At 71.7% G+C, this 19,075-nt stretch carries 16 protein-coding genes; 12 read left to right on the forward strand and 4 right to left on the reverse strand.

Features of this window, described 5'->3' with window-relative positions:
• Positions 1–232: 232 nt before the first annotated feature.
• Complete coding sequence (uvrA, locus tag D7318_RS25955; protein WP_120699644.1) at positions 233–3,169, reverse strand: excinuclease ABC subunit UvrA; 2,937 nt, start codon at positions 3,167–3,169, stop codon at positions 233–235.
• A 216-nt stretch (positions 3,170–3,385) separates the two neighbouring features.
• On the opposite strand from uvrA, the gene D7318_RS25960 reads away from it, so the two are divergent.
• The 12 genes from D7318_RS25960 to pgi all read left to right on the forward strand — a co-directional run bounded on the left by D7318_RS25960 (position 3,386) and on the right by pgi (position 15,744).
• A complete protein-coding gene (locus D7318_RS25960) occupies positions 3,386–4,072 on the forward strand; it encodes a maleylpyruvate isomerase family mycothiol-dependent enzyme (RefSeq protein WP_120699645.1) in 687 nt (228 codons plus the stop codon).
• A 13-nt stretch (positions 4,073–4,085) separates the two neighbouring features.
• On the forward strand, positions 4,086–4,742 hold the full coding sequence (locus D7318_RS25965) for an MBL fold metallo-hydrolase (RefSeq protein ID WP_120699646.1): 657 nt from the start codon (positions 4,086–4,088) through the stop codon (positions 4,740–4,742).
• A gap of 157 nt (positions 4,743–4,899) precedes the next feature.
• Entirely contained in the window at positions 4,900–6,873 is a 1,974-nt protein-coding gene (gene uvrC / locus D7318_RS25970) for an excinuclease ABC subunit UvrC (RefSeq protein ID WP_120699647.1), read from the forward strand.
• Positions 6,874–6,932: 59 nt separating this feature from the next.
• Entirely contained in the window at positions 6,933–7,856 is a 924-nt protein-coding gene (gene rapZ / locus D7318_RS25975) for an RNase adapter RapZ (RefSeq protein ID WP_230424080.1), read from the forward strand.
• The gene (locus D7318_RS25980) at positions 7,857–8,912 is read left to right on the forward strand and encodes a gluconeogenesis factor YvcK family protein (RefSeq protein WP_120699648.1); all 1,056 of its coding nucleotides are present in this window, start codon (positions 7,857–7,859) and stop codon (positions 8,910–8,912) included.
• Complete coding sequence (gene whiA, locus D7318_RS25985) at positions 8,903–9,880, forward strand: DNA-binding protein WhiA (RefSeq protein WP_120699649.1); 978 nt, start codon at positions 8,903–8,905, stop codon at positions 9,878–9,880. Before D7318_RS25980 ends, whiA begins: the two co-directional genes overlap by 10 nt.
• A gap of 168 nt (positions 9,881–10,048) precedes the next feature.
• Positions 10,049–11,053 (forward strand): type I glyceraldehyde-3-phosphate dehydrogenase, encoded by a 1,005-nt coding sequence (gene gap, locus D7318_RS25990; RefSeq protein WP_120699650.1) that lies wholly within the window; start codon positions 10,049–10,051, stop codon positions 11,051–11,053.
• Between the two features lie 103 nt (positions 11,054–11,156).
• Complete coding sequence (locus D7318_RS25995) at positions 11,157–12,359, forward strand: phosphoglycerate kinase (RefSeq protein WP_120699651.1); 1,203 nt, start codon at positions 11,157–11,159, stop codon at positions 12,357–12,359.
• 6 nt (positions 12,360–12,365) lie between these two features.
• Entirely contained in the window at positions 12,366–13,151 is a 786-nt protein-coding gene (gene tpiA / locus D7318_RS26000) for a triose-phosphate isomerase (protein WP_120699652.1), read from the forward strand.
• Between the two features lie 141 nt (positions 13,152–13,292).
• Complete coding sequence (gene secG, locus D7318_RS26005) at positions 13,293–13,523, forward strand: preprotein translocase subunit SecG (protein ID WP_113689047.1); 231 nt, start codon at positions 13,293–13,295, stop codon at positions 13,521–13,523.
• 94 nt (positions 13,524–13,617) lie between these two features.
• The gene (locus D7318_RS26010) at positions 13,618–13,953 is read left to right on the forward strand and encodes an RNA polymerase-binding protein RbpA (RefSeq protein WP_077062098.1); all 336 of its coding nucleotides are present in this window, start codon (positions 13,618–13,620) and stop codon (positions 13,951–13,953) included.
• A 138-nt stretch (positions 13,954–14,091) separates the two neighbouring features.
• Complete coding sequence (gene pgi / locus D7318_RS26015; RefSeq protein WP_120699653.1) at positions 14,092–15,744, forward strand: glucose-6-phosphate isomerase; 1,653 nt, start codon at positions 14,092–14,094, stop codon at positions 15,742–15,744.
• On the opposite strand, the gene pgl is transcribed toward pgi, so the two are convergent.
• Genes pgl through zwf form a run of 3 tightly spaced genes read right to left on the reverse strand, consistent with a single transcriptional unit; the run spans position 15,741 to position 19,071 of the window.
• Positions 15,741–16,499, reverse strand: coding sequence for a 6-phosphogluconolactonase (pgl, locus tag D7318_RS26020; RefSeq protein ID WP_120699654.1), 759 nt, complete (start codon positions 16,497–16,499; stop codon positions 15,741–15,743). The genes pgi and pgl overlap by 4 nt on opposite strands.
• Entirely contained in the window at positions 16,496–17,542 is a 1,047-nt protein-coding gene (gene opcA / locus D7318_RS26025; protein WP_120699655.1) for a glucose-6-phosphate dehydrogenase assembly protein OpcA, read from the reverse strand. The genes pgl and opcA overlap by 4 nt, the downstream gene beginning before the upstream one ends.
• Entirely contained in the window at positions 17,539–19,071 is a 1,533-nt protein-coding gene (gene zwf, locus D7318_RS26030; RefSeq protein WP_120699656.1) for a glucose-6-phosphate dehydrogenase, read from the reverse strand. The genes opcA and zwf overlap by 4 nt, the downstream gene beginning before the upstream one ends.
• Positions 19,072–19,075: the final 4 nt, after the last annotated feature.

A 19,075-nucleotide genomic window follows, 5' to 3' on the forward strand; every position in this document is an offset into this window, starting at 1 on the left:
GTGCGTGGGCGGCGCCCGGTGGCGCCAGCCCGAGCGTCAGAGCGGTCGCGGCCCCCGCCGCGATGAGTGAACGTGTGCACAGCCCCCTGCGCACAGCGATTCCTGGCACGGGTACTCCCTAGAAACGCTTGCCCTGTCTGCGCGTTGAGCGCATCCAGCGGCACAGCGTTCCAAGGGAGTCACCACCGCGCCAGAGGGCCGCCGGGAACTTTCGGGAAACAACTCACCCGGCTCAGCGGCCTTGTGACGCCCCGGCACGCGCGCGCTTCTTCGCCGCGCGCCGGGGGGCGGCGCCGCTGCTCATCGCGTTGCTCGCGGCATCGCTCACCGCGTCGCCGAGCAGGTCCCGCAGGAACTTCCCGGTGTGGCTCGCGGGCACCGAAGCGACCTGCTCGGGCGTGCCCTCGGCGATCACGGTGCCCCCGGCGAACCCGCCCTCGGGCCCCATGTCGACCACCCAGTCCGCGGTCTTGATCACATCGAGGTTGTGCTCGATGACGATCACGGTGTTCCCCTTGTCGACCAGGTCGGACAGGACCGCGATCAGTCGGCGGATGTCCTCGAAGTGCAGACCCGTCGTCGGCTCGTCCAGGACATAGACGGTCGAGCCGGTGGAGCGCCGCTGGAGCTCGGACGCCAGCTTGACCCGCTGCGCCTCGCCGCCGGAGAGCGTGGTCGCGGGCTGGCCGAGCCTGACATAGCCGAGCCCCACGTCGTTGAGCGTGCGCAGGTGCCGGGAGATCGCGGGCACCGCCTCGAAGAAGTCCATCGCCTCCTCGATCGGCATGTCCAGCACCTCGGCGACGGACTTCCCCTTGTAGTGCACCTCGAGCGTCTCCCGGTTGTACCGGGCGCCGTGGCAGACCTCGCACGGGACGTAGACGTCGGGCAGGAAGTTCATCTCGATCTTGATGGTGCCGTCACCCGAGCAGTTCTCGCAGCGGCCGCCCTTGACGTTGAACGAGAAACGCCCCGGCTGGTATCCGCGGACCTTGGCCTCGGCCGTCTCCGCGAACAGGCGGCGGACGTGGTCGAAGACGCCGGTGTAGGTCGCGGGATTCGACCGGGGGGTGCGGCCGATCGGCGACTGGTCGACGTGCACCACCTTGTCCACCAGGTCGTCCCCGGTGATCCGGGTGTGCCGCCCGGGAACGCCCTTCGCGCCGTTCAGCTCGCGGGCGAGGTGGGTGTAGAGGATGTCGTTCACCAGCGTGGACTTGCCCGAGCCCGAGACGCCGGTGACCGCCGTCAGCACGCCGACGGGGAACGACACGTCGATGTCCCTGAGGTTGTGCTCGCGCGCGCCGTGCACCGTCAGCCGCCGGTCCTCGTCCACGGGGCGGCGCTGCTTCGGCGTCGGGATGCTGCGCGCGCCGGAGAGATACTGGCCGGTCAGCGACTCCTCGTTGGTCAGGAGCTCGGCCAGCGGCCCGCTGTGCACCACCTTGCCGCCGTGCTCGCCCGCCCCTGGGCCGATGTCCACGACCCAGTCCGACGTCTTGATGGTGTCCTCGTCGTGCTCGACGACGATCAAGGTGTTCCCCAGGTCGCGCAGGCGGACCAGGGTCTCGATCAGCCGGTGGTTGTCCCGCTGGTGCAGGCCGATCGACGGCTCGTCCAGGACGTAGAGCACCCCGACCAGGCCCGAGCCGATCTGCGTGGCGAGCCTGATCCGCTGCGCCTCGCCGCCGGAGAGGCTGCCCGCCGCGCGGCTGAGCGACAGATAGTCGAGGCCGACGTCCACCAGGAAGCGCAGCCGCTCGTTGACCTCCTTGAGCACGCGCTCGGCGATCGCCTTCTCCCGCGCGGACAGCGTCATCCCGCGCAGGAAGTCGGCGCACTCGCTGATCGACATCGAGGAGACCTCGGCGATCGACTTCCCCTGCACCGTGACCGCGAGCACCAGCGGCTTGAGCCGCGTGCCGTGGCAGGCCGGGCAGGGCGCCTCGCGCATGTACCCCTCGAAGCGCTCCCTGCTCGAGTCCGTCTCCGCCTCCGCGTGACGGCGCCTGATGAACGGCAGCACGCCCTCGAACGCCGTGGTGTAGGCGCGCTCCTGGCCATGGCGGTTCTCGTAGCGGACCTCGATCTTGGTCCTGTGCCCGTTGAGCAGGGCCTTGCGCGCCCGCTGCGGCAGCCCCTCCCACGGGATGTCCGTCCGGAAGTTGAGCGCGTCGCCGAGGGCGCCGATCAGGAGGTTGAAATACCCCTTCGTGTGCCCGTGCGACCACGGGTGGATGGCGCCCTCGTCGAGCGTCTTCTCCGGGTCGGGGATGATCAGCTCGGGGTCCACCTCCATCCGCGTGCCGATGCCGGTGCACTCGGGGCAGGCGCCGAACGGGGAGTTGAACGAGAAGGAGCGCGGCTCGAGCTCCTCGAACGACAGCTCGTCGTACGGGCAGTACAGGTGCTCGGAGAACATCCGCTCGCGCTGCGGGTCGTCCTCGGGCAGGTCGACGAAGTCGAGCACGACCATGCCGCCTGACAGGCCGAGCGCGGTCTCGACCGAGTCGGTCAGCCGCCGCTTGGCGCTCTCCTTGACGGTGAGGCGGTCCACCACCACCTCGATCGTGTGCTTCTCCTGCTTCTTCAGCTTGGGCGGGTCGGTGAGCTGGACCGTCGCCCCGTCCACCCTGGCCCTGCTGTACCCCTTGGTCTGGAGGTCGGCGAAGAGGTCGGCGAACTCGCCCTTGCGCTCGCGCACCAGCGGCGAGAGCACCTGGAAGCGGCTGCCCTCGTCGAGCGAGAGCACCTTGTCCACGATGGCCTGCGGCGACTGCCGCGCGATCGGCCGCGCGCACTCGGGGCAGTGCGGCTTGCCGATGCGGGCGAAGAGCAGCCGCAGGTAGTCGTAGACCTCGGTGATCGTGCCGACGGTCGAGCGGGGGTTGCGCGACGTGGACTTCTGGTCGATCGAGACGGCGGGGGAGAGCCCCTCGATGAAGTCGACGTCGGGCTTGTCCATCTGCCCCAGGAACTGCCGTGCGTACGCCGAGAGCGACTCGACGTAACGGCGCTGGCCCTCGGCGAAGATCGTGTCGAAGGCGAGCGAGGACTTGCCAGAGCCCGACAGCCCGGTGAACACGATGAGCGAGTCGCGCGGCAGGTCGAGCGAGACATTCCGGAGATTGTGCTCGCGAGCGCCACGAACGATGAGTCGGTCGGCCACGCCGGATGGCACCTTTCGTGATTTCTGCTGTGGTCCTGGGGCGGAGAGCTCCGGGGCGGCGCCGCACCGGCACCCTGTTCAAGACTAGGGGCGGCCTCTGACACTCGGCCCTGAAAGCGGTGGACCCCGCGATCAGCACCCTATAGTACGCGCGTTCGATTCTCCGTATTCCTCGGCCGACTTCACTCGATGGAGTGGTGCCGTTAGCGTGTGGCCATGAGCCGACCCGAAGCGGATCTCGCGGGCCTCCGCGGCGCCACCGACGCCCTCGTCCTCGCCCTCACCACCGTCGACGACGACGCCCTGACCGGCCCTTCCCTGCTCCCCGGGTGGACGCGCGGCCACGTCGTCGCCCACCTCGCGCGCAACGCCGACGCGCTGGTCAACGTTCTCGAGGGCCACCCCATGTACGCAGGCGAGGAGGCCCGCGACGCCGACATCGAGCGGGGCGCCGCCCGGCCAGCCGACGAGCACCGCGCCGACGTCCGCGACAGCGCGGACCGGCTGGCCGACGCCTTCGACGCCCTCGACGACGAGCAGTGGAAGGCAACGGTCGCCCTGCGCAACGGCGTCACCGACCACGCCCACTCCCTGCCCCTGCGCCGCTGGGTCGAGGTCGAGCTGCACCACCTCGACCTGGACATCGGCCGCACCGTCGCCGACCTCTCCGGTGCCTTCACCGACCGCGCCGCCGACTACCTCACCGCCCGCTTCGCCGGACGCCCCGACGTGCCCCCGCTCGAGCTGCGCGCCGAGGACGGCCGCGTGTGGCACACGGGCCGCGAGGGCGCCCCCTCGATCGTCGTCGGCACCCCGCCCGCCCTCGTCGGCTGGCTCAGCGGCCGCACCTCGGGCAGCGGCCTGACCACCGGAGGAACGCTCCCCACCCTGCCGCCGCTCTGACACACTGACGGCCATGTCCTACACCGGAAGGGTCACCGTCGGCGGCCCCGCCGACGCGCACGAGCTGGGGAAGCTGATCATCTCCAAGGTCGCCGTCGGCCCCATGGAGAACAACGCCTACCTGCTCCGCTGCCGTGAGACCGGCGAACAGCTCCTGATCGACGCCGCGGCCGAGCCCGCGACCCTGCTCGCCCTCATCGGCGACGACGGCATCGCCGGGGTGGTCACCACCCACCGCCACGGCGACCACTGGCAGGCCCTCGACGCGGTCGTGCGCGCCACGGGGGCGCGCACCTACGCGGGGCGCCACGACGCCGATGGCATCCCCGTGCCCACCGACGTGCCCGTCGACGACGGCGACGAGATCCCCGTCGGCACATGCCGCCTCACCGCCCGCCACCTGGTCGGCCACACCCCGGGCTCCATCGCGTTGGTCTACGACGACCCCGAGGGCCACCCGCACGTCTTCACCGGCGACTGCCTCTTCCCCGGCGGCGTGGGCAACACCAGGGGCGACCACGCGGCGTTCACGCGCCTGCTCGACGACGTGGAGGCCAAGCTGTTCGGGCCGCTCCCCGACGAGGCGTGGGTCTACCCCGGGCACGGCGACGACACCACCCTGGGCGCCGAACGCCCCGGCATCCCCGCCTGGCGCGAACGCGGCTGGTGACCCGTCGGCCGATCCGGCGCCCGACGCCACGGTCACTCACCCCTTCCCCGGTTCGTTTCGCCGCCCGCGCGGCATTCCTCGGGTCTCGAGTCCTGGTGCCGCTGGGCGGCCGCGCACGCGTCACTCACTGTCAGTTGCCGGCAGTAGGGTTGCGTTCATGGCCGATCCCTCCAGCTACCGCCCGACGCCGGGTGACATCCCCGACTCGCCCGGGGTGTACCGCTTTCGGGACCAGCACCGCCGGGTGATCTACGTCGGCAAGGCCAAGAGCCTGCGGCAGCGCCTCTCCTCCTACTTCCAGGACCTCGCGGGCCTCCACCCCAGGACCGCCACGATGGTCACCACCGCGGCCTCCGTCGAGTGGACCGTGGTCTCCACCGAGGTCGAGGCGCTCCAGCTCGAGTACTCCTGGATCAAGGAGTACGACCCCCGGTTCAACGTCAAGTACCGCGACGACAAGAGCTATCCCTCGCTCGCCGTCACGATGGGCGAGGAGTACCCCCGCGCCCAGGTCATGCGCGGCCCCAAGCGCAAGGGCGTGCGGTACTTCGGCCCGTACTCCCACGCGTGGGCCATCCGCGAGACCGTCGACCTGCTGCTGCGCGTCTTCCCCATCCGCACGTGCTCGGCCGGGGTGTTCAAGCGCGCCAGGGCCGTCGACCGCCCCTGCCTCCTCGGGTACATCGACAAGTGCTCCGCGCCCTGCACAGGGCGCGTCACCGCCGAGGAGCACCGCGAGCTGGCCGAGGAGTTCTGCGACTTCATGGCCGGGCGCACCGGCGCCTATCTGCGCCGCCTCGAGGAGCGGATGCACGAGGCCGCCGAGGCCCTCGAGTACGAGAGGGCGGGCCGCCTGCGCGACGACATCGAGGCGCTGCGCCGCGCCATGGAGAAGAACGCCGTGGTGCTCGCCGACGCCACCGACGCGGACCTGATCGCCGTCGCCGAGGACGAGTTGGAGGCCGCCGTCCAGATCTTCCACGTGCGCGGCGGCCGGGTGCGGGGCCAGCGCGGCTGGGTCACCGACAAGGTCGAGCAGGTCACCACGGCCGACCTCGTGGAGTCCGCCGCCCAGCAGCTCTACGGCGAGGAGAGCGGCGAGAGCGTCCCCCGCGAGGTCCTGGTCCCCGCCGTCCCCGATCCGCCCGAGCCGCTCACCGAGTGGCTCACCCAGCGCCGCGGCTCCCGGGTCAGCCTGCGCGTGCCCCAGCGCGGCGACAAGCGCGACCTGCTTGAGACCGTCGCGCGCAACGCCCAGCAGTCCCTCGCCCTGCACAAGACCAAGCGCGCCTCCGACCTGACCACCCGCTCCCGCGCCCTGGAGGAGATCGCCGAGGCGCTCGCGCTCGACTCCGCGCCGCTGCGCATCGAGTGCTTCGACATCTCCCACCTCCAGGGCGACGACGTCGTGGCGTCCATGGTCGTCTTCGAGGACGGCCTGGCCCGCAAGGGCGAGTACCGGAGATTCCAGATCAAGGGCTTCGCCGGGCAGGACGACGTCCGTTCCATGCACGAGGTCGTCTCCCGCCGCTTCCGCCGCTATCTGCGCGAGCGCGAGCGGACCGGCGAGTGGGCCGTGGAGGAACCGGACGACGAGGCTCCGGCGTCCCCCCGTACGGACGACGGCCGCCCCAGGCGCTTCGCCTACCCGCCCCAGCTCGTGGTGGTGGACGGCGGACGGCCCCAGGTGGCCGCCGCCAGGCGGGCCATGGACGAGCTGGGGGTGGACGACGTCGCCGTCTGCGGGCTGGCCAAGCGCCTCGAAGAGGTCTGGCTCCCGGGCGAGGACGACCCCGTGATCCTGCCCCGCACCAGCGAGGGCCTCTACCTCCTCCAGCGGGTGCGTGACGAGGCACACCGCTTCGCGATCCGCTACCAGCGGGGCAAGAGGTCACAATCGATAAGAAAGGGTCCCCTCGACGCCGTGCCCGGCCTCGGGGAGACCCGGAAGAGAGCCCTGCTCAAGCACTTCGGCTCGGTCAAGCGGCTGCGCGCCGCCACGGTCGAGGAGATCCGCGAGGTGCCGGGGGTGGGCCGCACGACCGCGGAGGCGGTCGCCGCGGCGCTCGCCCGGGACGGCCGCCCCGCCCCGGCGGTCAACACCGCCACCGGCGAGATCATCGAGGACTGAGCGGGGACAGCGCAGCCCACACAGTCGCTACAAGGAATGAGACAGGCGGGGGACACATCATGAGCGAACAGACCAGAGGCGAGGACGAGCCGGCCACTGCGGTCGGCACCGACGAGACCCTCACCACCCCTGAGCTGGTGATCATCTCGGGGATGTCGGGCGCGGGCCGTTCCACCGCGGCCAAGTGCCTCGAGGACCTCGGCTGGTTCGTCGTCGACAACCTTCCACCGGCCCTCATCCCCACGATGGTGGACCTCGGCGCCCGCTCGCAGGGGAATGTCGCGCGGATCGCCGTCGTCGTCGACGTCAGGGGCCGCGGCTTCTTCGACAGCCTGCGGGAGTCCCTCACGGACCTCGACACCAAGGGCGTCACCCGCCGCATCGTGTTCCTCGAAGCCTCGGACAACGCCCTGGTCCAGCGCTTCGAGTCGGTGCGCAGGCCGCACCCCCTCCAGGGCGAGGGCCGCATCGTCGACGGCATCGCCGCCGAGCGCGACCTGCTGCGCGAGCTGCGCGGCGACGCCGACCTGGTGATCGACACCTCCAACCTGAACGTGCACGAGCTGCGCGCCAAGATGGACGCCCAGTTCACCAGCGGCGACGAGCCCGAGCTGCGGGCCACGGTCATGTCCTTCGGGTACAAGTACGGCCTCCCGGTGGACGCCGACCACGTGGTCGACTGCCGCTTCCTGCCCAACCCCCACTGGGTCCCCGAGCTGCGCCCCTACACGGGCACCAGCGAGGAGGTCGCCGGCTATGTGTTCAACCAGCCGGGTGCCAAGGAGTTCCTCGACCGCTACGCCGAGCTGCTCCAGCTGATCGCCACCGGGTACCGCCGCGAGGGCAAGAGGTACGTCACCATCGCCGTCGGCTGCACCGGCGGCAAGCACCGCAGCGTGGCCATGTCCGAGCGGCTGGCCAGACGGCTGGCCGCCGAAGGCGTCGAAACGGTCGTCGTGCACCGGGACATGGGGCGCGAGTAGATGCCACGAAAGGGCGTCCGGCAGCGCCGGAACGCAGAGGGCAGGGACGGCGTCCGCCGCCCGCTGCGCACCCTGCGCGGCGGGCGGCGGGGAGCCCAGCCCAAGGTCGTCGCCCTGGGCGGCGGCATGGGGCTCTCCGCCTCGCTGACCGCGCTGCGCCGGATCACCGGCGACCTGACCGCCGTCGTCACCGTGGCCGACGACGGCGGCTCGAGCGGTCGGCTCCGCGACGAGCTGGGCGTGCTGCCCCCCGGCGACCTGCGCAAGGCCCTCGCGGCGCTGTGCGGGGACGACGAGTGGGGCCGCACGTGGTCCGAGGTGGTCCAGCACCGTTTCACCAGCGGGGGCGCCCTCCACGACCACGCCGTGGGCAACCTCCTGATCGTCGCCCTGTGGGAGCAGCTCGGCGACCATGTGCGCGCCCTCGACCTGGTCGGCAAGCTGCTCGGCGCCCATGGCCGCGTGCTCCCCATGTCGGCCGTCCCCCTGGAGCTCGAGGCCGAGGTCCGCGGCCACGATCCAGGGCGCCCCGACGAGCTGAGCCGCGTCCGCGGCCAGGCCGCCGTGGCCCTCACCCCGGGCGAGGTCACCCAGGTGATGCTCGCGCCGCACGACCCGCCCGCCGTGCCCGAGGCCGTCGAGGCCGTGCTCGACGCCGACTGGGTGGTCCTCGGGCCCGGCTCGTGGTTCTCCTCCGTGATCCCCCACCTGCTCGTCCCCGATCTCCTCGACGCCCTCACCGGCACCAGGGCGCGCCGCGTGCTGTCCCTCAACCTCGCCCCCCAGCCCGGCGAAACTGATGGGTTCTCCCCGCAGCGTCATGTGGAGGTTTTGGTACAACACGCCCCTAAACTCGCCTTTGACGTGGTGCTGGCGGACCGGGCCGCGGTGCCGGACCAGGAGAGTCTGCGCCGGGCGGCCGAGCGGCTGGGGGCCGAAGTCGTGCTGGCCCCCGTGGCCGCGCTTGACGGCTCTCCCCGGCATGACCCGGAGCTGCTTGCCGCCGCGTATGACCGTGTTTTTCGGATGCATGGAAGGATCGGCCCATGGCGATGACGGCTGCGGTGAAGGACGAGATCTCCCGGCTTCCCGTCACCCGCACCTGCTGCCGCAAGTCGGAGGTGTCGTCGATCCTGCGCTTCGCGGGCGGCCTGCACCTGGTCAGCGGGCGGATCGTGATCGAGGCCGAGCTGGACACCGGGATCGCCGCGAGACGGCTGCGCCGGGACATCCTGGAGATCTTCGGGCACGCCTCCGACCTGCTGGTGATGGCCCCGGGCGGGCTGCGCCGCGGCAGCCGCTACGTCGTGCGGGTGGTCGCGGGGGGCGACCAGCTGGCCCGGCAGACCGGCCTCGTCGACGGCAGGGGACGCCCGATCAGGGGCCTGCCGCCACAGGTGGTCTCGGGGGCCACGTGCGACGCCGAGGCCGCCTGGCGCGGGGCGTTCCTCGCGCATGGCTCGCTCACCGAGCCCGGGCGTTCGTCCTCCCTCGAGGTCACCTGCCCAGGACCCGAGGCCGCCCTCGCCCTCGTCGGTGCCGCCCGGCGCCTCCAGATCGGCGCCAAGGCCCGCGAGGTGCGCAGCGTGGACCGCGTGCAGGTCAGGGACGGCGACGCGATCGGCGCCCTGCTGACCCGCCTCGGCGCGCACGAGTCGGTGCTCGCCTGGGAGGAGCGCCGCATGCGCCGCGAGGTGCGGGCCACCGCCAACCGCCTGGCCAACTTCGACGACGCGAACCTCCGGCGTTCCGCCCGCGCAGCCGTGGCCGCGGGCGCCCGCGTGCAGCGCGCCCTGGAGATCCTGGGCGAGGAGGTTCCCGACCACCTCGCCGCCGCCGGGCGGCTGCGCATGGAGCACAAGCAGGCGTCGCTCGAGGAGTTGGGCGCGCTCGCCGACCCGCCGCTGACCAAGGACGCCGTCGCCGGGCGCATCCGCCGCCTGCTCGCGATGGCCGACAAGCGCGCGCAGGACCTCGGCATCCCCGGCACCGAGGCGAGCCTCACGGAGGAGATGGTCGGCTGAGCCGACCCCCGGCGCGAGGGGCGCGCGCGGCCGGTCTCCAGGCCGCCGCGCGCCCGGCCGGTGTCACCCGGAAAGCCCGGGCGCGGTAGGGTCGGTCGTGGTCGGGGACATCCCAATACAGCATCGCCGGTGTTCGTTTCACCGACGTACCAACGAGGAGATCGGTTCGTGACGATCCGCGTAGGAATCAACGGCTTCGGCCGCATCGGTCGCAACTACTTCCGTGCGCTCCTTGATCAGGGAGCGGATGTCCAGATCGTCGGTGTCAACGACCTGACCGACAACGAGACCCTGGTCCATCTGCTGAAGTACGACAGCATCCTCGGTCGCCTCAAGGAAGAGGTCACCTCCACCGACAACAGCATCACCGTCGGCGGACAGACGTTCAAGACGCTCGCCGAGCGCGACCCGGCCGCCCTTCCGTGGGGCGAGCTCGGCGCCGACATCGTCATCGAGTCCACCGGCATCTTCACCAAGCGCGACGACGCCGCCAAGCACCTCGCCGCCGGCGCCAAGAAGGTCCTCATCTCCGCCCCCGCGAAGAACGAGGACCTCACCGTCGTCATGGGGGTGAACCAGGAGCAGTACGACCCGGCCACCCACCACGTCGTCTCCAACGCCTCGTGTACCACGAACTGCGTGGCGCCCATGGCCAAGGTCCTCGACGAGAGCTTCGGCATCGTCAAGGGTCTGATGACGACCATTCACGCGTACACCAACGACCAGCGGATCCTGGACTTCCCGCACAAGGACCTCCGCCGGGCCCGCGCCGCCGCGATCAACATCATCCCGACCACCACGGGTGCCGCCAAGGCCACCGCGCTGGTCCTGCCGCAGCTCAAGGGCAAGCTCGACGGCATCGCGATGCGCGTGCCGGTGCCCACCGGGTCGGTCACCGACCTGGTCGTCGAGGTCGGCCGCGAGGTCACCAAGGACGAGGTCAACGCCGCGTTCCGCACCGCCGCCGACACCGGTCTCAAGGGCATCCTCGAGTACACCGGGGACCAGATCGTCTCCTCCGACATCGTGAGCGCGCCCGCCTCCTGCACGTTCGACTCCTCGCTCACCATGGCGCAGGGCACGCAGGTCAAGATCGTGGGCTGGTACGACAACGAGTGGGGCTACTCAAGCCGCCTGGTCGACCTCACCGTCTACGTCGGCGAGCGGCTCTGACCGCTCCTCCCACCAGGGCTCGCAGGGCCGCGGCTCGCTCCGCGCCCGGCGGGCCCTCGTGCGATCAGGGCAGGCAGCAGAGCAGCTCTAGGAGCCAATTCACATGCAGACGATCGATGATCTCCAGGTCGCCGGGCGGCGGGTCTTCGTCCGCGCCGACCTGAACGTCCCGCTCTCCGGCGAGACCATCACCGACGACGGCCGCATCAGGGCCGCCGTGCCGACCATCCGCCGCCTCACCGACGCGGGCGCCAGGGTGGTCGTCGCCTCGCACCTCGGGCGGCCCAAGGGCGCCCCCGACCCGGCGTTCTCCCTCGCGCCCGTCGCCCGCCGCCTGGGCGAACTGCTCGGCGCCGACGTCGCGTTCGCCTCCGACACGGTCGGCGGGAGCGCGCGTTCCACCGCGGCGGGCCTCGCGGACGGGCGGGTGGCGCTGCTGGAGAACCTCCGCTTCAACGCCGGGGAGACCAGCAAGGACGACGCCGAGCGCGGGGCGTTCGCCGACGAGCTCGCCTCGCTCGCCGACCTCTACGTCGGCGACGGCTTCGGCGCCGTGCACCGCAAGCACGCCTCCGTCTACGACCTCCCGGCCAGGCTCCCGCACGCCGCGGGCGGCCTGATCGCCACCGAGGTCGGCGTGCTGCGCCAGCTCACCGCGAACGTCGTCCGCCCCTACGCCGTCGTGCTCGGCGGCGCCAAGGTCTCGGACAAGCTCGCCGTGATCGAGTCCCTGCTCCAGAAGGCCGACCGCATCCTGATCGGCGGCGGCATGGCGTACACGTTCCTCAAGGCGCAGGGCCACGAGGTCGGCGACTCCCTCCTCCAGGAGGACCAGGTCCCTGCCGTCCAGGGCTATCTGCGGACCGCCGAGGAGCGCGGCGTGGAGTTCGTGCTGCCCGTGGACGTCGTGGCGGCCAAGGAGTTCCCCGACCTGAGGACCAAGGGGCCCGCCGACCCGGTCGTGCTGGCCGCCGACGCGATCCCCTCGGGGCTCCAGGGCCTGGACATCGGCCCCGAGACGGCCCGCCTGTACGCCGCCAAGCTCGCCGACGCCGCCACCGTCTTCTGGAACGGGCCCATGGGCGTCTTCGAGCACCCCGACTTCGCCGAGGGCACCAGGGCCGTGGCCCAGGCGCTCGTCGAGAGCGAGGGCTTCACCGTGGTGGGCGGCGGGGACTCGGCCGCCGCGGTGCGCACGCTGGGCTTCGACGAGTCGGGTTTCGGCCATATCTCGACCGGTGGCGGAGCCAGCCTCGAGTACCTCGAGGGCAAGCGGCTCCCCGGTCTCGCGGCATTGGAGGACTGAACGACCATGGCGTCACCGGAAGCACGCACCCCGCTGATGGCGGGCAACTGGAAGATGAACCTCAACCACCTCGAGGCCATCGCCCATGTCCAGAAGCTCGCCTTCGGCCTCTCCGACAAGGACTTCGACGCGGTCGAGGTCGCGGTGCTGCCGCCGTTCACCGATCTGCGCTCGGTGCAGACCCTGGTGGACGGGGACAAGCTCAAGATCAGGTACGGCGCGCAGGACATCTCGGCGCACGACGACGGCGCCTACACGGGCGAGGTCTCGGGGCCCATGCTCGCCAAGCTGAACTGCACGTATGTCGTCGTCGGCCACTCCGAGCGCCGCCAGTACCACGGCGAGGCCGAGGAGTCGTGCAACGCCAAGGTGAAGGCCGCCTACCGGCACGGGCTCACCCCGATCCTGTGCGTCGGCGAGCCGCTGGACGTCCGCAAGGCGGGCGGCCACATCGCGCACACCCTGGCCCAGCTCGACGGGGCCCTGAAGGACGTGCCCGCCGAGCACGTGGCGAGCATCGTCGTCGCCTACGAGCCGGTGTGGGCCATCGGCACGGGCGAGGTCGCCACCCCGGAGAACGCGCAGGAGGTCTGCGCCGCGATCCGCGGGCGGCTGGCCGAGCTGTACGACCGGCCGCTCTCCGAGGGTGTCCGCGTCCAGTACGGCGGCTCGGTCAAGGCGGGGAACGTCGCCGCGATCATGGCCCAGCCCGACGTGGACGGCGCCCTGGTGGGCGGTGCGGCGCTGAACGCCGAGGAGTTCGTCAAGATCGTGCGGTTCCGCGACCAGTAGGCCCTTAGGGGGTGGTGGCGGTACCCTGTCGGGGGCCGGAGGGGCGCGCAGCCAGCCGCTTTCCGCCCGGTCCCCGTGGGGCGCGCTCCCCGCGGGGCGGCGACCACCCATCCATCCATCACCGAGAGAGTTGGTCCAGTCGTGGAAACGGCGTTCCAGATCGCTTTGATCGTCTTCAGCTTTCTGCTGGCGCTGCTTGTGCTGATGCACAAGGGCAAGGGCGGCGGCCTCTCCGACATGTTCGGCGGCGGCATGCAGTCCTCCGTGGGCGGCTCCTCGGTCGCCGAGCGGAACCTGGACCGGATCACCGTCGTCGTGGGTATCGTCTGGGCCGCCATCGTCGTGGCGCTCGGGCTGCTGATGAAGTCGTGAGCGGTGTCCTAAGTCAGTAACTCCTGACACTGGACGTGCGTTGAGCCTTGCATAGACTGAGGACTTCCAGGTAAGTCAGGCAGGGAGTTGGACCGTGGCAGGTGGCAACGCGATCCGGGGCAGCCGGGTCGGGGCGGGGCCCATGGGTGAGGCCGAGCGCGGCGAGTCCGCCCCGCGGCTGAGGGTCTCCTTCTGGTGTGCGAACGGGCACGAGACACAGCCCAGCTTCGCCAGCGACGCGCAGATCCCGGAGACCTGGGACTGCCCGCGGTGCGGCTTCCCGGCGGGCACCCAGCGCGACGCGCCGCCGGACCCACCCCGCACCGAGCCGTACAAGACCCATCTCGCGTATGTGCGCGAGCGCCGCAGCGACGCCGACGGCGAGGCCATCCTGGCCGAGGCGCTGGCCAAGCTCCGCGGCGAGATCTGACCCGGCGCTCAGCCTCCCGACTGCCCGGACGCCCGAAGGCGTCCGGGCAGTCGGCGTTCGGGCGGTCGGCGGGTGGATCGACTAGCGTGGTGATCGTCGGGGGAGACGACTCACGTGGACGGATGGGCTGAGGGCGAGATGAACGCGACTGGCCGGGCCAGGCTCGATCGGATGGCGGAGTGGGACGCGCTGGGCAAGCACCGCCAGGAGCTCGGGGAGGTGAGCCTGCGCGAGCTGTTCGCGCGCGACCCGGGCCGAGCCGGGCGGTATGTGCTGCGCGTCGGCGATCTGCGCGTCGACTTCGCCAAGCAGCTGGTGACCGACGAGACGCTGCGCCTGCTGCGCGACCTGGCGGCGGCGACGGACGTGGCAGGGCTGCGGGACGCGATGTTCCGCGGCGAGAAGATCAACGTCACCGAGGGCCGCGCCGTGCTGCACACCGCGCTGCGCGCCCCCGCGGACGCCGTGGTCGAGGTCGACGGCGAGAACGTCGTGCCCGCCGTGCACGCGGTCCTCGACCGCATGGCCGACTTCGCCGACCGGGTGCGCTCGGGGGAGTGGACCGGGCACACGGGGCGGCGCATCAGGGCCGTGGTGAACCTGGGCATCGGCGGCTCCGACCTGGGACCCGCCATGGCGTACGAGGTGCTGCGGCCGTTCTCCGCACGGGAGGTGGACTTCCGCTTCGTCTCCAACGTGGACGGCGCCGACCTGCACGAGGCGCTGCGGGGGCTCGACCCGGCCGAGACGCTGTTCATCGTGGCGTCCAAGACGTTCACGACCATCGAGACCATCACCAACGCCACCTCGGCCCGCCGCTGGCTGCTCGAAGGGCTCGGCGGCGACGAGGCGGCCGTGGCGCGGCACTTCGTGGCCGTCTCGACCAACGCCGAGAAGGTCGCGGCGTTCGGCATCGACACGGCCAACATGTTCGAGTTCTGGGACTGGGTCGGCGGCCGTTACTCCTACGACTCCGCGATCGGGCTCTCGCTGATGATCGCGATCGGGCCGCTGCGCTTCCGCGAGATGCTCGACGGGTTCCGGCTGGTGGACGAGCACTTCAGGACCGCGCCGCCCGAGGAGAACGTCCCGCTGCTGCTCGGCCTGCTCGGCGTCTGGTACGGCGGGTTCTTCGACGCCCAGTCGCACGCCGTGCTGCCCTACAGCCACTACCTGGCGCGTTTCACCGCCTATCTCCAGCAGCTCGACATGGAGTCCAACGGCAAGCGCGTGGACCGGCAGGGGCGCCAGGTCGGCTGGGGGACGGGGCCCGTGGTATGGGGCACTCCCGGCACCAACGGGCAGCACGCGTACTACCAGTTGCTGCACCAGGGCACCAGGCTGATCCCGGCCGACCTCATCGGCTTCGCGCGGCCCGTGGCCGAGCTGGCGGACGATCTGGCCGCGCAGCACGACCTGTTGATGGCCAACCTCTTCGCGCAGGGCCAGGCGCTCGCCTTCGGCAGGACGCCCGACGAGGTGCGGGCCGAGGGGGTCGCGGACGAGCTGGTGCCGCACCGCACGTTCCCCGGGAGCCGCCCGACGACCACGATCCTGGCGCCCGAGCTGAGCCCGTCGGTGCTGGGTCAGCTGGTCGCCCTGTACGAGCACAAGGTGTTCGTGCAGGGCGCCGTGTGGGACATCGACTCGTTCGACCAGTGGGGCGTCGAGCTGGGCAAGGTGCTGGCCAAGCGGGTCGAGCCCGCGCTCACCGAGGGCGCGGAGGTGCCGGGGCTCGACCCGTCGACGGCCGGACTCGTCGCCGCCTACCGGGAGTTGCGGGGGCGTTAGCCGTCCGAGGCCGCCGCCTGGGGGATTCCCGCGGCGGCGGCCTCGTCGAGCAGCCACAGCGTGCGGGCGCCGCGCGCGCCCGACGCGGGGGCGCGCGTGGCGTCGTCGGTGCCCAACGCGGTGGCCGCCGCCTCGGCCTTGTCCTCGCCCGCCGCGAGCAGCCACACCTCGCGCGCCGAGCGGATCGCGGGCAGGGTCAGCGAGATGCGGGTGGGCGGGGGCTTGGGCGCCTCGGTGACCGCGGTCACCGTCCGGTCGGTCACTCGCACCGCCGGATGCCCCGGGAACAGCGACGCGACATGTGTGTCGGGCCCGACGCCGAGCAGCAGCACGTCGAACGGGCCCGGCACGGCGGCCAGCTCGGCCGCGTACGCCGCTGCCGCCGCCTCCGGGTCGCCGCCGTGCGGGCCGTCGGACGCGGGCATGGGGTGGACCCGGCGCGCGTCGAGGGGCAGCGCGTCGAGCAGGGCCTCGCGCGCCTGGGTGTGGTTGCGGTCGGGGTGGCCGTCCGGGAGGAACCGCTCGTCACCCCACCACAGCTCGACGTGGTGCCAGTCGACCGCCTCCCTGGCCGGGGAGCCGGCGAGCGCGGCCAGCAGGCCGTTCCCGTTCCGGCCCCCGGTCAGCACCACCGAGGCGGATCCCGACGCGGCCTGGGCGTCGGTGATCGCGGTGATCAGCCGGGCCGCGGCGGCGTGCGCCATCAGCTCCTTGTCCCGGTGGACGAGGACGGCCAGGTCGGGCGGGGGCGTCATGAAGGCCGCTCCCGCGACGCCTCGGCCTTCTCGGCCGTCTTGTTCGCGGCGGCCTTTCCGCCCTGCGCGGGGGCGGCGGGGGCCGTGCCGTTCCCGTTGGCCTCGGCGCTCCTCGGCCCGGGCCGCTGGAGGTTGCCGACGCCGTGGCGCACCGCCTGCTCGTACGCCTCGTCAGGGTCGAGGCGCCGCAGCTCCTCGGCGATCAGCTCGGCCATGGTGCGGCGGTTCAACGCCACGTGCCGGTCGGGCTGTCCCGGCACCGCGAGCAGCGCGAGCGAGCCGTCCGAGCGGTCGAGGCAGATGTCGCCGTCCTCGGTCGTCAGCCGCACCGCCGTGATCCCGGGGCCCGGCGACACGACGCGCTCGACCGGCACCGCGAGGCGCTCGGCCAGCCACATGGCGAGCAGCTCGGTGCTGGGGTTGTACTCCTCGCCCTCCACCTCGGCCGACACGATCTTGCTGTGCTTCTGGTCGAGCGCCGCCGCGAGCACGCTGCGCCACGGGGTGACCCGGGTCCAGGCCAGGTCCGTGTCCCCAGGCGCGTACACCTCGGCCCTGGAGGCGAGCGCGGCCACCGGGTCCTCGGTGGACGCCGCGTCGGTGATGCGGCGCTGGGCGAGGGTGCCGAGCAGGTCCTTCGCGGGGTCCTCCGGCGCGTCCTCGGGCCACCACACCACCACGGGGGCGTCGGGGAGCAGGAGGGGCATCACGACGCTGTAGGCGTGGTTCGCCAACTCGCCGTGCAGCCGCAGCAGGACCGTTTCGCCGTTGCCGACGTCCGCGCCGACGCGGACCTCGGCGTCCAGGCGCGCCATGGCCCGCTCGCGGGGCGAGCGGCCTGGGCGCTTGATGACCACCAGGATCCGCGAGGGATGCTCCTTGGACGCCTCGCTCGCGGCGCGCAGGGCGTCGTAGTGGTTCCCCTCGTCGGTGACGATGACCAGGGTCAGCACCATGCCCACGGCCGAGCCGACCGCCCTGCGGGCCTGGATGAGCGCGGCGTTCAGCTGGCTCGACGTGGTGTCCGTCAGGTCGATGTTCATGGCCGGCGCCAGCTCCGTCCGTCGCGTGCGAGCATGTCGTCAGCCGCCGTGGGGCCCCAGCTGCCCGAGGTGTACGGCTCGGGCTTGCCGTGGCTCGCCCAGTGCTTCTCGACCGGGTCGAGGATCTCCCAGGAGCGTTCGACCTCCTGGTGGCGGGGGAAGAGGTTGGCGTCGCCGAGGAGCACGTCGAGCAGCAGCCGCTCGTACGCCTCGGGGCTCGACTCCGTGAAGGACTCGCCGTACGCGAAGTCCATCGTGACGTCCCTGATCTCCATCTGGGTCCCCGGCACCTTCGAGCCGAACCTGACCGTGATGCCCTCGTCCGGCTGGACGCGGATCACCAGGGCGTTGTGGCCGAGCTCCTGGGTGTCGGTGGCGTTGAACGGCGAGTACGGGGCGCGTTGGAAGACCACCGCGATCTCCGTGACCCGCCGGCCGAGGCGCTTGCCGGTGCGCAGGTAGAAAGGGACGCCCGCCCAGCGGCGGTTGTCGACCTCGAGGCGCATCGCGGCGTAGGTGTCGGTCGTCGACGCGGAGTCGATGCCCTCCTCCTCCAGATAGCCCCCGACCTTCTGGCCGCCCTGCCAGCCCGCGGTGTACTGGCCGCGCACGGTGTGGCGGCCCAGGTCGGTCGGGAGCTTGACGGCGTGGAGCACCTTGAGCTTCTCGGTGACCAGCGCGTCGGCGTCGAACGAGGCGGGCTCCTCCATCGCGGTCAGCGCGAGCAGCTGGAGGAGGTGGTTCTGGATGACGTCTCGGGCCGCGCCGATGCCGTCGTAATACCCGGCCCTGCCGCCGATGCCGATGTCCTCGGCCATCGTGATCTGCACGTGGTCGACGAAGCTGCGGTTCCAGATGGGCTCGAACATCGTGTTGGCGAACCGGAGCGCCAGGATGTTCTGGACCGTCTCCTTGCCGAGGTAGTGGTCGATCCTGAAGACCTCGTGCGGCGGGAAGACCTCGTGCACGACCTGGTTGAGCTCCTGGGCGGAGATCAGGTCGTGCCCGAACGGCTTCTCGATGACCGCCCGCCGCCACGAGTCCGCGGGGGCGTCGGCCAGTCCGTGCTTCTTGAGCTGGCGGGTCACCGTGGGGAAGAACTTCGGCGGCACGGACAGGTAGAACGCGAAGTTCCCGCCGGTGCCGCGCTGCTTGTCCAGCTCCTCGATGGTCGAGCGCAGCGACGCGAACGCCTCGTCGTCGTCGAAGACGCCGGGGACGAAACGCATCCCCTCGGCCAGCTGCCGCCACACCTCCTCGCGGAACGGGGTGCGCGCGTACTGCTTGACCGAGTCGTGGACGACCTCGCAGAAGTCCTCGTCGGCCCAGTCCCTGCGGGCGAAGCCCACCAGCGAGAACCCCGGGGGCAGCAGCCCCCGGTTGGCGAGGTCGTAGACGGCCGGCATGAGCTTCTTGCGGGAGAGGTCGCCGGTGACGCCGAAGATGACGAGACCCGAGGGCCCCGCGATGCGCGGGAGCCGCCGGTCCTGCGAACTGCGAAGGGGGTTGTGGCTCGCGGTGCCGCTCACGGCT

The organism is Streptomyces radicis (assembly GCF_003626575.1).
GTDB lineage: Bacteria > Actinomycetota > Actinomycetes > Streptomycetales > Streptomycetaceae > Streptomyces > Streptomyces radicis.

Excerpts from the sequence above, each read along its gene's own strand:
- D7318_RS25960 (WP_120699645.1), top strand. The coding sequence starts at position 3,386 with ATGAGCCGACCCGAAGCGGATCTCGCGGGCCTCCGCGGCGCCACCGAC.
- D7318_RS25965 (WP_120699646.1), top strand. The coding sequence starts at position 4,086 with ATGTCCTACACCGGAAGGGTCACCGTCGGCGGCCCCGCCGACGCGCAC.
- uvrC (WP_120699647.1), top strand. The coding sequence starts at position 4,900 with ATGGCCGATCCCTCCAGCTACCGCCCGACGCCGGGTGACATCCCCGAC.
- rapZ (WP_230424080.1), top strand. The coding sequence starts at position 6,933 with ATGAGCGAACAGACCAGAGGCGAGGACGAGCCGGCCACTGCGGTCGGC.
- D7318_RS25980 (WP_120699648.1), top strand. The coding sequence starts at position 7,857 with ATGCCACGAAAGGGCGTCCGGCAGCGCCGGAACGCAGAGGGCAGGGAC.
- whiA (WP_120699649.1), top strand. The coding sequence starts at position 8,903 with ATGGCGATGACGGCTGCGGTGAAGGACGAGATCTCCCGGCTTCCCGTC.
- D7318_RS25995 (WP_120699651.1), top strand. The coding sequence starts at position 11,157 with ATGCAGACGATCGATGATCTCCAGGTCGCCGGGCGGCGGGTCTTCGTC.
- tpiA (WP_120699652.1), top strand. The coding sequence starts at position 12,366 with ATGGCGTCACCGGAAGCACGCACCCCGCTGATGGCGGGCAACTGGAAG.
- pgi (WP_120699653.1), top strand. The coding sequence starts at position 14,092 with ATGAACGCGACTGGCCGGGCCAGGCTCGATCGGATGGCGGAGTGGGAC.
- pgl (WP_120699654.1), bottom strand. The coding sequence starts at position 16,499 with ATGACGCCCCCGCCCGACCTGGCCGTCCTCGTCCACCGGGACAAGGAG.
- opcA (WP_120699655.1), bottom strand. The coding sequence starts at position 17,542 with ATGAACATCGACCTGACGGACACCACGTCGAGCCAGCTGAACGCCGCG.